The sequence below is a fragment of the Citrobacter pasteurii genome, assembly GCF_019047765.1.
Lineage (GTDB): Bacteria > Pseudomonadota > Gammaproteobacteria > Enterobacterales > Enterobacteriaceae > Citrobacter > Citrobacter pasteurii.
On the sequence record NZ_CP077262.1, the window covers coordinates 2,537,290 to 2,550,053 of the forward strand.

11 protein-coding genes are annotated in these 12,764 nt (G+C 50.3%); 2 read left to right on the top strand and 9 right to left on the bottom strand.

From position 1 onward, the window contains the following. Window positions 1-78: 78 nt before the first annotated feature. From I6L54_RS12375 to fabI, 5 genes are all read right to left on the bottom strand, one after another. On the bottom strand, window positions 79-261 hold the full coding sequence (locus tag I6L54_RS12375; protein ID WP_040233255.1) for a YciZ family protein: 183 nt from the start codon (window positions 259-261) through the stop codon (window positions 79-81). A gap of 194 nt (window positions 262-455) precedes the next feature. Then, a complete protein-coding gene (pdeR, locus tag I6L54_RS12380; protein WP_040233185.1) occupies window positions 456-2,447 on the bottom strand; it encodes a cyclic di-GMP phosphodiesterase in 1,992 nt (663 codons plus the stop codon). A gap of 261 nt (window positions 2,448-2,708) precedes the next feature. Beyond that, window positions 2,709-4,643 carry an exoribonuclease II gene (locus tag I6L54_RS12385; RefSeq protein ID WP_040233183.1) on the bottom strand — a complete coding sequence of 645 codons (1,935 nt, stop codon included), beginning with the start codon at window positions 4,641-4,643 and terminating at the stop codon, window positions 2,709-2,711. A gap of 88 nt (window positions 4,644-4,731) precedes the next feature. Continuing rightward, window positions 4,732-5,877 (bottom strand): carboxymuconolactone decarboxylase family protein, encoded by a 1,146-nt coding sequence (locus I6L54_RS12390; RefSeq protein WP_040233182.1) that lies wholly within the window; start codon window positions 5,875-5,877, stop codon window positions 4,732-4,734. Between the two features lie 216 nt (window positions 5,878-6,093). Then, complete coding sequence (gene fabI / locus I6L54_RS12395; RefSeq protein ID WP_005126472.1) at window positions 6,094-6,882, bottom strand: enoyl-ACP reductase FabI; 789 nt, start codon at window positions 6,880-6,882, stop codon at window positions 6,094-6,096. A 512-nt stretch (window positions 6,883-7,394) separates the two neighbouring features. On the opposite strand from fabI, the gene I6L54_RS12400 reads away from it, so the two are divergent. After that, window positions 7,395-8,084, top strand: a complete 690-nt coding sequence (locus tag I6L54_RS12400) for an EAL domain-containing protein (RefSeq protein ID WP_005126474.1) — start codon at window positions 7,395-7,397, stop codon at window positions 8,082-8,084. Window positions 8,085-8,128: 44 nt separating this feature from the next. On the opposite strand, the gene sapF is transcribed toward I6L54_RS12400, so the two are convergent. Genes sapF through sapC form a run of 3 tightly spaced genes read right to left on the bottom strand, consistent with a single transcriptional unit; the run spans window position 8,129 to window position 10,819 of the window. Beyond that, on the bottom strand, window positions 8,129-8,935 hold the full coding sequence (gene sapF / locus I6L54_RS12405; protein ID WP_005126478.1) for a peptide ABC transporter ATP-binding protein SapF: 807 nt from the start codon (window positions 8,933-8,935) through the stop codon (window positions 8,129-8,131). Between the two features lies 1 nt (window position 8,936). Further along, on the bottom strand, window positions 8,937-9,929 hold the full coding sequence (gene sapD, locus I6L54_RS12410) for a peptide ABC transporter ATP-binding protein SapD (protein WP_003020556.1): 993 nt from the start codon (window positions 9,927-9,929) through the stop codon (window positions 8,937-8,939). Then, window positions 9,929-10,819 (bottom strand): peptide ABC transporter permease SapC, encoded by an 891-nt coding sequence (gene sapC, locus I6L54_RS12415; RefSeq protein ID WP_005126480.1) that lies wholly within the window; start codon window positions 10,817-10,819, stop codon window positions 9,929-9,931. The genes sapD and sapC overlap by 1 nt, the downstream gene beginning before the upstream one ends. Window positions 10,820-10,953: 134 nt before the next feature. Here sapC and I6L54_RS12420 point away from each other — a divergent pair, with 134 nt between their 5' ends. After that, the gene (locus I6L54_RS12420) at window positions 10,954-12,183 is read left to right on the top strand and encodes a tyrosine-type recombinase/integrase (protein ID WP_052463782.1); all 1,230 of its coding nucleotides are present in this window, start codon (window positions 10,954-10,956) and stop codon (window positions 12,181-12,183) included. A gap of 218 nt (window positions 12,184-12,401) precedes the next feature. On the opposite strand, the gene I6L54_RS12425 is transcribed toward I6L54_RS12420, so the two are convergent. Beyond that, window positions 12,402-12,644 (bottom strand): DUF4060 family protein, encoded by a 243-nt coding sequence (locus I6L54_RS12425; RefSeq protein WP_040233179.1) that lies wholly within the window; start codon window positions 12,642-12,644, stop codon window positions 12,402-12,404. Window positions 12,645-12,764: the final 120 nt, after the last annotated feature.

The window sequence follows — 12,764 nt, forward strand, 5'->3', positions numbered from 1 at the left end:
GATATCGTATCGGAAATTAAACGGTAGCTGCGTTATCTGAAATCTGATGGCTACAGCGACATAACGTGAGTGAGGTCATCAGATCTCCCACGGGGCCTTCGGTTTTTTTGACAAAGACGCTGTATCTTCTTTGACCGTATCTAACAGTTCAGCCTTGAGAATTTCGAGATTGTGGATAGCTGAGTGGTAATCGCCTGCAACGAGAATATCCAGCACGGTATCAATGCGCTCGGCCAGACGTTGTGCGTCTATATCAGACATGGTCATCATCCTAATGTCAAAAAGGTTTGAATTTCATGATGCAGAAATTCATACCAAAAGAGAAGGGAAAAATAGTATTAACATGAATGATTGAAGAATATTATATATTCTGTGATTACATACAGATATGATCATCACGTAGTGTCCATTTTTGGCTATTTTTCACGTGTATCCCTTCCACTTTTCTTGTTGCGTTAGCGCAATTTTTTATTCAGATGACGTTTATACCAACGTTCAAACGCAGCGGCTGGCATTGGCTTGGCGAACAAAAAACCCTGACGTTCATTAACGCCATTTTTGGTCAAAAAAGCATCCTCTTTCGTACTTTCAACGCCTTCAGCTATCACCTGTAGGTTAAGCGCCTGCGCCACCGCGACAATGGCACGCACCAGCGACTGTGAAATGGGTTGCTTATGAATATCCCTGACAAACGCCTGATCCAGCTTAATGGCATCAAGTGGGAAGCGGGCCAGTTGAGACAACGATGAATAACCCGTCCCAAAATCATCTAAATGGATCTGTGCCCCAAGCTGGCTAAATTGCTGAATAACGGACAGTGCCAGGTGTTCGTTTTCAATTAAACTGCTCTCGGTCAATTCGACATCGATAGGGCAATATTCAAAATTGAGGTCGTGAAGCACCTGTTTCAGGTCGGTAAACAGTGTCTGATCGGCAAGCTGGCGAGCAGAAACGTTCACGGCCACTCGCAGATTAATCCCTTTATCGCGCCACTTTGCGACCTGACGAACAACGTCGAGAATAACCCAGCGCCCCAGCGGCACAATCAAGCCTGATTCTTCAGCGTAGGAGATAAACTCCAGCGGAGGAATGAGACCACGTTCAGGGGACTGCCAGCGCACCAGCGCCTCCAGACTACGTACTTCACCACGCCATGTTATTTTCGGCTGGTAATGAATCAACAGTTGATCGTTTTCCAGCGCCTTACGCAAATTGGTATCCAGCCAAAGATACTCAAATACTCGCTGGTTCATTTCCGGAGAGAAAACGCAGAATTGTCCACGTCCGCCTTCCTTTGCGGTATACATGGCGGTATCGGCATTGCGAATAACGCTTTCGCAGTCGTGTCCATGCTGTGGAGCAAGGGAAATTCCAATCGAACAACCGGTATAAACCTCAATCAGGCCAATTCGGAAGGGCTGGCGCAAACGGGTCAAAATACGTGATGCTGTGGCTTCCAGCGCCACTTGAGATGTTTGAGTCGCGAGGACAATAAACTCATCGCCACCAAAACGGGCCAGTAATTGGTTATCATCAAGACAGCTGAGAATTGCCAGCGACACGCTTTGCAGCAGTTGATCGCCGAACATATGTCCGTAGGCATCGTTTACTTTTTTGAAATTATCCAGATCGAGGTACACAATACCAACCTGGGTATCTCCTGCATTCTCAATGGCTTCAGTGATCAGTTCATGAATCGCATTCCGATTAGGTAATCCGGTAATGGAGTCGGTATTTGCCAGAACTCTCAGGCGTTCCTGAGCACGCCGTTCTTCGGTGATATCGGTACCTGAGCAGATCAGAAATATTTCGTTCTTACCGCTACCGTTGTGCACAAATTTATTGCGAAACAGAAACAGTCGCTGACCTTTACAGGTCTTTACCCAACGTTCGACTTCATATGAGTTGCCTTCGCGAAAGAAAACATCGATGTTGCGTCTGGAGGCTGCGGCTTCGCGTCGACTCATAAACAGCGTGAAGACACTTTGACCAATCACTTCGCGTTCTTTGAGGCCGGTATATTCTTCACACAGGCGATTGAAACGCTGAATGTTGCCCATGCGGTCAAGGATGACAATAACGGAGTTGGCTTCAGAGACCACCTGTTCGGCAAAAGAAAGTCCTTGTGCCAAATCGCGGGCAACCGGAGGGGTATCATCCCAGGCGGATGCACTTCCGGCCCATTCGCGTTTATTTATTTTCCGCCCAACCAGGTGAACAGGGATATCGTCGTCTTCAAGCGACAGTGTCATTAACAGGCTTGACGTGATGACCGTCATCTCCCGAATGCGGTCGGCTTGCTCAGGTGATAATTCGATGTTCAGGTTCGTTTCTGCCGCTTCGTCAATAGAGAAGTGCAGGATGTTGCAATCCTCTGACAAACGCCAGTAGGGGTTATGGGTGCCCACATAGCTATACAACGTAGCCAGCTCCCGAACGTCTTTCATGATGTGTACTATCCCGTTTAAAGCGCATAGAGCCTCAAAAGTAAGGGTAGCCATAAGTCAAAGGGTGATGATGGCTGAACATATTGTTTTATTTATATATTTATGTGTAATCCAGATTCAGGAAAAAGCAAAGCTGGCGAACGGAAAATAGTAAAAAATAAATCTGACTGGATGAAAGAAGTGTAGTGCGTGGCAGGCAATTGGTCGGGAAAAAAGAAAACGACCTTTCACAAAAGAGAAAGGTCGTTGAGTTAATGCGTATTATATGGCAGGGCGCGCGATGACGCTACGGGTTTCCATCCGCACTTCGGCGATGGTGACGTCAATGACATCAGTAACTTTGTAAACCACCTCACCTTTGATCTGGACCGTACCACTTTCCTGGCTACACACCAGTTCATCACGAACTGCGTGCAGGAAGGGGGCTGGAATAAAGGCTACCGCGCCGTTATCAATTAAACGTACACGCATACCACCACGGCTGATATCAATAATCTCGGCCGCAAAGCGGGTGTCGGTACCGGCTTTGTCATTCAGAAAACGTGCATACAGCCAGTCACCCACATCACGTTCAGCCATACGGTTCAGGCGGCGACGTTCAGCCATCTGCAAAGTCGTATCATCCTGCGGGCGGGAAATTGTCTCACCTTTGATGGTGGCCTTAAGCAGGCGATGGTTGATCATGTCGCCATACTTACGGATCGGCGAGGTCCAGGTGGCATAAGCTTCCAGACCCAGGCCAAAATGCGGACCCGGCTCGGTGCTAATCTCAGCGTAAGACTGGAATCGGCGGATGCGGCTGTCGAGGAAACCGGAAGGCTGCGCATCCAGTTCACGACGCAGTTTACAGAAGCCTTCCAGCGTCAGAACCTCTTCAGCATCAACGTGCATACCATGGGTTTTCAGTAGGGCAGCCAGTGCTTCTGCGTTAGCCGGATCGAATCCCATATGCACGTTATAAATACCAAAGCCCAGCTTGTCGCGCAGTACGCGGGCGGCACAAATGTTCGCCGCAATCATGGACTCTTCCACAATGCGGTTCGCGATGCGGCGCGGTTCCGCCACGATATCCAGTACTTCACCTTTTTCACCGAGAACGAAACGGTAATCCGGGCGGTCTTTGAATACCAGAGCATGATTATGGCGCCACTCGCCACGGCTCAAACAAATACGATGCAGCAGGCGGATCTGCTGTGCAATTGCGTCATTCTCCGGCTGCCAGTCACCGGTGCCTTCAAGCCAGTCAGAGACGTTGTCGTAGGCCAGCTTCGCTTTCGATTCAATCGTTGCTGCGAAGAAGGTGATATTGTCTTCGATCGTGCCGTCAGCAGTGATGCTCATGCGGCAGGCCAGAACCGGGCGAATTTCGTTAGCACGCAGAGAACACAGATCGTCAGAAAGCTCGCGCGGCAACATTGGGATGTTGAACCCCGGCAGGTAGTTAGTAAATGCACGAATTTTTGCAATGTTATCCAGCTTACTGCCTTCAGCAATCCATGCGGTAGGATCGGCAATCGCGACGGTTAATTGCAATTTACCATCTGTTTGTTCTTCGGCGTAAAGCGCGTCATCCATGTCCTGCGTACTGGCGCTGTCGATGGTGACGAAGTTCAGTGCAGTTAAGTCCTCACGCACCAGGCCTTCATCCAGCATCTCAGTAGCGACGCCATCTGGCGCTTCTTTTTCCAGATTATGGCGAGCCAGTGTGACCCACCACGGAACGAAGTGATCGTCAGCGAAGGTAATAAATTGGGTTAATTCGGCGTAGAAGGTGCGGTCGCCTTTTAACGGGTGGCGGCGCATTTCTGCAACAGCCCAGTCACCTTCTTTAAATTCATGTTCAACGCCACGCGCGGCGCGGCAGGGAATCGCATCTTTCAGGAGAGGATGATCCGGCACAATGGACAGGCGGTCATTCTTACCCTGAACTTTGCCCACGAAGCGCGTCAGGAATGGCTCGATCAGTTCTTCCGGTTCGGCAGATTCGCGATCTTTTTCCGTATGGATAACCGCCACAATGCGGTCGCCATGCATCACTTTTTTCATCTGCGGCGGTGGAATGAAATAGCTTTTTTGTGCATCGACTTCCAGGAAGCCAAAGCCTTTTTCCGTGGCTTTTACCACCCCTTCAGCACGTGGCGTCTGGGAATGTAGTTGCTGTTTAAGCTGCGCTAGCAGCGGGTTGTCCTGAAGCATAATTGTCTATTTTCGTGGCTGAAGAGCGGCTGACAGTTTTACGCGAATCTGCCAGTCGCAGCAAGCGCTCTTTCAGCAAGTGGATCGGTTAATACGTCTCGCCCAACGCGATCTTCAAACGATTTAACCATCCGCACAATCCGCTCCAGGCCAGTACGTTAATTGCCTGTTCTGAAGATATACCCTGATCTAGCATCGGGGTAAGCAGTGCGGCGCTAAAGCGATCGGGCGCCCGGGTTAACCATTGTACCGCCTGCAGGGTGACGCGCTCAACCGGATGTCGTTGCTCCCAGCGCTGTATTTGGCGCTCATCCTGGCGAAGTACGGTAATAATCTCAGTGAGCTCTGTGGCTGAGAGGGCGTACTCATTGAAACAGGACACGCTACCGTTAATCCGCGATGTGAGCAGCGTGGCCAGAGAAAATGTCCGTGATTGCACATCGCTGTGTAATGTGCTGGTAAAGAGTGCTTCAAATAACGCCAGTTCTTCAGGTGAGTGTTGCAGTAATGGCCTCAGCGTTTGCAATACAATGGGAGCATCGCTGGCATGTGCTTCTGCGCGGGCAAGATGTTTTTCAATCGGCAGGTCGGCGGTGTGCCACTGTGCTTCTTCTGCACTAAAGTGGGCTGCCTCGGCAAATTGCTGAATATCAAGGCCTGGAATGCGTCGCACAGGATGGCCAAACCAGGCCTGAATCAACGCAACGACGCGGGCCTGAAAGCCGACAAAGCCAACGATTTGATTCATCAGAACACTGTCGCTGGTCGTGAGGCCAACCGCCTCCAGATGCTGGCGATCGCGTGAGCCGATGACGGCCGGAGAGCTGGCGAGCTGGCGAGCATATTGGGTGATTTGCGCCAGTCGGCGGTTGCTTTCCCGGGATGAATTAGGGCCAGGAAGGGGGGTCAGACGTGCAGCATAATGATTACATAAACGCTGTACGCCACAAACCTGTGCGACGGTTAAGGCGGTACTCATACGCTCATAGGCGCTGAACGTGTGCATTGAGTCCAGAGCAACATGCACTGGGAAGAGAAGGTGAGCAAGTTTACGGGCAGGTTCTAACCAGGACTGAAAGGGTAAAAGCGCAACGGCAGGTATCGTCAGATCCAGCAAAAATCGGTCCTCGACGTGTGCGGCTTCTGGCACCAACGGTAGAACATCTTGCGGATATGTACTGGACTGTGTCTCATGATACCAGTGGCTTTTGCCTTCAATTCGGCGTTGTTCCATGGGCGTTCCTTGGTCTAAAAAGTGGCGACCCGGATACGTCGTCATACCTGTACGCCGGATCGTTTGCGCTGCAATATCCTGACGTAAGCGAATGAGGTGATGAAAGATTGTTAAGTGATAATAAATATCAGAAAAGCATATATAGCGACGAGCGAGGGCAAAGGGAGAGGAGAATAATGGGCGACGGAGCGTCGCCCATAGAGGAAGTCTGAAAGATTATTTCAGTTCCAGTTCGTTCATTGCGGCGATGCTGAAGCCGCCATCGACGTGAACGACTTCACCGGAGATACCGGCGGACAGGTCTGAGCACAGGAATGCCGCAGAGTTGCCCACATCTTCAATGGTAACGGTACGACGAATTGGCGTAACCGCTTCACAATGTGCCAGCATTTTACGGAAATCTTTGATACCGGAAGCTGCCAGAGTACGGATTGGGCCGGCGGAAATGGCGTTCACACGTACGCCTTCAGGACCCATCGCATTAGCCATATAACGAACGTTAGCTTCCAGAGAGGCTTTCGCCAGACCCATTACGTTGTAGTTCGGGATCGCGCGTTCTGCGCCCAGGTAGGACAGCGTCAGCAGTGCAGAACCAGGGTTCAGCATGGAACGGCATGCTTTTGCCATTGCAACAAAGCTGTACGCGCTGATGTCATGAGCAATTTTAAAGCCTTCGCGGGTGACCGCATTCACGTAGTCGCCATCCAGCTGGTCAGCAGGTGCGAAACCGATGGAGTGTACGAAACCGTCGAATTTCGGCCAGACTTTACCCAGTTCAGCGAACATGGTGTCGATGCTGGCGTCTTCAGCCACATCACACTGCAGTACGATGTTGGAACCCAGCTGAGCTGCAAATTCTTCCACGCGGCCTTTCAGTTTGTCGTTCTGGTAGGTGAATGCCAGTTCAGCGCCTTCGCGGTGCATCGCCTGAGCGATACCATAGGCGATGGACAGTTTACTGGCAAGACCGGTCACCAGAATGCGCTTACCGGAAAGAAAACCCATAGCTTTAATCCTTATAGTCATTACTTATTTTTTTTAGCAATCAATGAGTTATGATTGCAATTTCAAGGTCACTCGAAATTGGTGTGAAATTATATCCCACTCTTTGCCCCTTGTGTCACGATCTTTCTCTGCTATTCACCAGTCGGCGAGCAGCAGTAAACGGTGTTTCAGAGGGCAGGGAATCGTTGTCAGCACCTGGTGGCCTGTCATTATTCATTGCACGTGAGGAGTATATCACTCCCCCCTGGTTCTGCCTCATCCAACCAGAGAAGAGCCGGGGGATAAGGTGAAAATACAAGGCGTCAGAGGGTTAAAATGGTATGATCTGACCTCTAGTCGATGTTTTAACACATATCAATGTAAGAACATTCTTAAAACAAAAAATATGACCACATTCATTTAGTTATGATATATTGTTTTTATCGATCAATATCGATTCATTGATCGATATTATTGATTGATTATGATTAGAAGTGCATTATCAGGACGTTATGATCAATTGGAGTGGTCTTATGCACTATCATTTCATCGCGGAACCGATGAGAGACACAACAGATAAGTTGCTGGGTGTTGAGATGCTCGCCCGCTTCACCTCTGAGACGGTTCATCCGTTACATGCAGATTCCATCATTTCGGCATGGAGTAGTGAACAAAAACGTAATTTCATGCTTGAGCAAATTCGGTTAATTGCAGAAAAGCGTAATTGGTTCGAAAACAATAATCTACTCTGTACGCTAAGCCTTATTGATGAAATGGCGCTATTAGCAATTGGTGATCCTGTCATTAAGTCGGCCTTGCATTCCATGCCCTTTATTGCGCTGGAACTCTCAGAACGCTTTCTGTCGAATACAGTTTGCCTGAACAACCTGTTGATTAATTCGCTGAGTGATGGCCCAAATGCCTTGTGGCTGGGCGATCTCGGCTCTGGCAGTATTGGCGCGAGTCCGCTGGTGTGCGGCCGTTTTGACGTTGTGAAAATGGAGCGCGACTTCTTCCTGTCACTGGTAGAAAAAACAATATTCCCGGTGTTGATTAAAAATATCAGGGGGTATTGCGACCGCGTTGTGGTTGATGGGGTAGATACGACCCGTCTTATCGAGGAGCTCCGCACCGCCGGTGTTTGGGCGATGCAGGGTGAAATTTTCCCGTCAGTCACGTTTTCTGAGGTTGACGCGCTACTTTTGCCCCGGTTTTGTCACTAATGACAGAACGGATAGCCCTGCCGTCCTGGCGGGCTATTATCTCATTAACGATCTTTCCGCCAGGCATCGGCGGTAAGCGCCTCGCCAAAATGCCCTGCAATAAGACGACGAGTCAGCTCATGCAGCGGAGAGGCCAGAACATCCGCTGTACTGCCGCGCTCGACAACTTCGCCCTGATGCATGACTAACACCTGGTCGCTGATGTGTTTCATCATCCCAATGTGTTGGGTCACATAGATATACGAAATCCCCTGTTTTTCCTGTAATTCCAGCATCAGGTTGATGAGCTGCGAGCGCATCGACATATCCAGAGAGGCCAGCGCTTCATCGGCGATAATCACTTTGGGGCGCAAAATCAGCGCACGGGCAAGTCCCAGGCGTTGTTTTTGCCCTGGCGCAAGCATATGCGGATAGTAGCTAACATGATCGGGTAGCAGACCCACCATACGCATGGTTTCCACAATCTGTTTGCGGCGCTGTTCAGGCTCCAGATCGGTATTCAGGCGTAATGGAAAATCGAGGATCTGCGAAATACGTTGGCGCGGATTAAGCGACGTGGACGGATCCTGGAAAATCATGCGAATACGCTGACTACGAAATGAATAATCGCCATATTTTAGCGGATGATCGTCAATCAGCAGCTCGCCGCTGCTCGGCTCAACCATCCCAGCCAGCATTTTTGCCAGCGTGGACTTGCCTGAGCCGTTCTCGCCAATAATGGCGAGCGTTTGACGTTCACGCAGCGTAAAGCTCAGCGGTTTAACGGCTTCGACGGTCTGGCGGCGAAATAATCCCGTCCGGTAGCGAAAGGTTTTGCTCAGATTGCGAACTTCGAGCAGGGTTTCTACCATCTCACTCTCTCTCCATATTCAGGGGGAAATGACAGGCGTAGAGATGATTCTTTGCTCCGGTCAGTCTTGGGGTTTCAATGCATTCGCGCTGTGCATAAGGGCAACGCGGCCCCAGACGACAGCCGATGGGCAACTGTTCTAACAACGGAATTGCTCCTGGCATGGTATTCAGGCGGCTTTTATGCGGCATTGCGCTACCAAAATCAGGAATGGCGCGAATCAACGCTTGTGTATAAGGGTGGTGGGGTATTGTCACCAAATCTTTACTGGGTGCGGTTTCCACCGTTTGTCCGCAGTACATTACGTTGATTTTGTCTGCCCATTGGCTGAGCATTTGCAGGTCATGGCTGATCAACAAAATGGTGGTATTGCTGTTTTGATTCAGTCGGGTCAGCAGACGAAAAATTTGCGCCTGGGTTGTGGGTTCCATCGCATTGGTGGGTTCATCTGCAATCAGCAGGCGAGGTTGGTTTGCCAGTGCGATGGCGATCATGACCTTCTGGCACTCGCCGTCGGTCAGCTCATAAGGGAAACTGCGCATTGCATCTTTATGATCTTTTATCCCGACGCGGTGCAGCAGTTCAATCGCGCGGCGTTTACGCCAGCCAATACGTTGCCACCAGCGGCCCTTGTAAGTCCAGGCGGGAATGTTTTGCATCAGTTGGCGTCCAATACGTTCTGACGGATCCAGACAAGACTGCGGCTCCTGAAAGATCATGGACACGTTATGGCCGACCAGTTTACGTCGTTCACGGGCGGAAAGGCGTAACAGGTCGATATCATCAAAACGCATGCGGTCCGCGGTAACGCGCCAGTTATCTTTGGCTACGCCGCAGATGGCCTTAGCGATCAAACTTTTACCTGAACCCGATTCACCGACCAGTCCACGGATCTCACCTTCGTTTAGCGTCATGCTGACGCGGTCCACTGCTTTCACCCAGTCGTCACCGGTCCTGAACTCGATAGTCAGGTTGCGGATATCCAGTAATGGCATTATTCCACCCCCGCAATAATTGCGCGGCGTACGCCGTCACCTAACAGGTTTACCAGCAGCACACTTATCATAATTGCCGCGCCGGGCAGCATGACTGTCCATGGCGCAACATAGATCAACTCCAGCGCATCGCCGAGCATGGCGCCCCACTCTGGGGATGGCAGTTGTGCGCCGAGATCAAGGAAGCCCAGGGCGGCGATATCCAGAATCGCCATTGACAGTGCTCGGGTGATTTCAGTGATAAGACCAGCAGTGATATTCGGCAGAATCGCAAACCACAGGATATTGAGCGTGCTCGCGCCATCCAGACGAGCGGCAATGACATACTCTTTTTCCAGCTCATCATGCACCATGCTGTAGACGGAGCGCACCATACGCGGCAATAAAGCCAGCCAGACGGCGAACATCGCATGCGTCAGATGTGGCCCGGCAAAAGCCACCACAATAATGGCCAGCAGTAGCGAGGGAATTGACAGCAGGGTATCCAGAATATGGTTCAGCACCGCTGAGCGTAGTCCGTGCGTTGCCCCGGCAACCACGCCCAGCAACAGACCGCAGAGTGTGGCGGCGAGGGTAACGACAAACGCACCGCCTACAGTAGGGGCCGCGCCGCTGAGCAGACGGCTTAATACGTCGCGGCCGAGATCGTCGGTTCCGAGGAAGAATGACACTTCGCCATAGCGTGACCAGGACGGTGGCAACAGTTGGTAGCCAAGAAATTGCTGATCGATGCCGTAAGGGGCAAACCAGCCACCAAACACACACAGAATGACCAGTCCCGCACAACCGTACAGACCCACCATCGCAGAAGCATCGCCATAAAAATTACGCCATGCGGTGCGTAGCGTTCCGGGTGGGCGCTTCTCGCTATATACGCTATCGTAGGGCATATGTACTCGATTTAATTTTGTTGAACATGCTTTATGTCTTTTTAAATTTTCCAGTGCTGGTGTGCCTTCACTGCCTACTAGCGCTTTAAATTGGTTTATTTCGTTTTAATTCGAAGGTTATCAATTTACGTAAAATGTGTACACTGGTGTGTATATCCTCTCCCGGAGTGTACACATTGCTTACCGATACAAAATTAAGAAAAGCTCTTGGCAAGAAAAGAGACAAGATCGAAGTTATCTCAGATGCTCACGGGCTTAATATCCGATTGTCCACTTCCGGCAGTATAACATTTTTTTACCGCTACAGATGGAACGGGAAGGCCGTTCAGCTGACGATTGGCGATTATCCGTCCATATCTTTATCTCAGGCAAGAGAGCGAAGGCAGCAATTCAGAGCATGGCTGACTGAGGGGTTCGATCCGAGACGTCAGGCGGTGCTTGAAAAACAGAAAAAGATTGATGCAATAACCGTCAGGGATGCCTTCGATTACTGGGAGAAGTATTACTGTATCCCTGAAGGCCTGGTAAAAATAAAAGTTAATCGACGTGATTTCGAGAACCACATCAATCCGGTTCTCGGGAACATGATTGTTGATCAGACAACCAAGGCGCACTGGCTTAGCCTTTTCGATGGCATGGGAAGGCGAGTTGTTACTGGGCAAATGCTGGGTTTGATGCAACGTACCTTTCGTTTTTGTTCTAACCGTGGGGTGATTAGCGTTAACCCCATCGAAAGCCTGAGACGGTCTGACGTCGGTTTAGCCGCTGCGGTAAGGGACAGAAAATTAAGTGATGATGAAATCAAAACCGTCTGGAATACGCTGCCAGAACTAAAAGAAAGGCAACAGCTGATTATGAAGTTCCTCATCATGACCGGTTGCCGCAGCACAGAGATCAGGACAGCTAAATGGGAGTGGTTCGATTTCAACGAACATACGTGGACAATTCCGGCAAGTGATTATAAAACCGGAAAGACCGTAAGAAGGGCTCTTCCTGAAGCTGTAGTCAGGATGATGAAAGAGGAAAAGGAAACGTCTCTCTCAAATCATGTCGTCACGCTGTCACGATATAAAGGACCAGAAGATGACCGGCCACCTCTTCAGCCAAATGTAGCTATGTTTTCAACCCAGATAATTGCAAAAAATGGAATGAAAACATGGTCGCTTCACGACCTGAGAAGAACGGTTGCGACGCGCCTATCCGAATTAGGCGCGCCACCACACGTAGTAGAAAAACTGTTGGGTCATCATATGTCAGGCGTCATGGCGCGGTATAACCTACATGACTACCTGGATGATCAGCGGCATTGGCTTGCAGTATGGCAGGATCATCTGGAAAAACTGATTGGTCAGCCTCTGGTTTAATGCCCACGTTTTCCTCCCATGCCAGCAAGTCTGACATTCTCCAGCGTTTGGGACTGCCATTTATTCTCGGTTTCGGAAATGGCTGAGTAAAGTAGGATGGCATCCTGGAAGGAGTGCTCCAGAAATACAGTGTGCTTCGCGATATCTTATACCGGGACAAAACTTCATTTGTTATTAAAATAGCGTCTGCCTGCAATGCGTTATCCATATATTACCTCTTAATTACATTGTCCCGGCAGCGCTAGCAATCTGCGCATACCAGTCATCGCCGTGGCCACATAGCTCGCCTTACGGTTAACCACCTCAACCCAGACCTTCACACCTTCAACTCTCACCGTGTACGTCTCCTTCATCTTGCTGCGCCCGTAGTCGCCGTAACGTTCGTGATGAGTGGCCAGTGCGATATCGCATGCCTGGCGCGCTAACGGGGATTGCTGATTGCCTCGGTTAATCAGTTTCATGCTGCACCGCCTTTACGACGTATGGCCATCCTGGCTCTGTTTTTAGCCAATCTTGCTTTGCGTTGTGTAGGCGTTTCACGTTCGCGAGCGCGCGCGTTTGACTCACGATTACGGCGCCGC

Excerpts from the sequence above, each read along its gene's own strand:
- I6L54_RS12375 (WP_040233255.1), bottom strand. The coding sequence starts at position 261 with ATGTCTGATATAGACGCACAACGTCTGGCCGAGCGCATTGATACCGTG.
- pdeR (WP_040233185.1), bottom strand. The coding sequence starts at position 2,447 with ATGAAAGACGTTCGGGAGCTGGCTACGTTGTATAGCTATGTGGGCACC.
- I6L54_RS12385 (WP_040233183.1), bottom strand. The coding sequence starts at position 4,643 with ATGCTTCAGGACAACCCGCTGCTAGCGCAGCTTAAACAGCAACTACAT.
- I6L54_RS12390 (WP_040233182.1), bottom strand. The coding sequence starts at position 5,877 with ATGGAACAACGCCGAATTGAAGGCAAAAGCCACTGGTATCATGAGACA.
- fabI (WP_005126472.1), bottom strand. The coding sequence starts at position 6,882 with ATGGGTTTTCTTTCCGGTAAGCGCATTCTGGTGACCGGTCTTGCCAGT.
- I6L54_RS12400 (WP_005126474.1), top strand. The coding sequence starts at position 7,395 with ATGCACTATCATTTCATCGCGGAACCGATGAGAGACACAACAGATAAG.
- sapF (WP_005126478.1), bottom strand. The coding sequence starts at position 8,935 with ATGGTAGAAACCCTGCTCGAAGTTCGCAATCTGAGCAAAACCTTTCGC.
- sapD (WP_003020556.1), bottom strand. The coding sequence starts at position 9,929 with ATGCCATTACTGGATATCCGCAACCTGACTATCGAGTTCAGGACCGGT.
- sapC (WP_005126480.1), bottom strand. The coding sequence starts at position 10,819 with ATGCCCTACGATAGCGTATATAGCGAGAAGCGCCCACCCGGAACGCTA.
- I6L54_RS12420 (WP_052463782.1), top strand. The coding sequence starts at position 10,954 with ATGTGTACACTGGTGTGTATATCCTCTCCCGGAGTGTACACATTGCTT.
- I6L54_RS12425 (WP_040233179.1), bottom strand. The coding sequence starts at position 12,644 with ATGAAACTGATTAACCGAGGCAATCAGCAATCCCCGTTAGCGCGCCAG.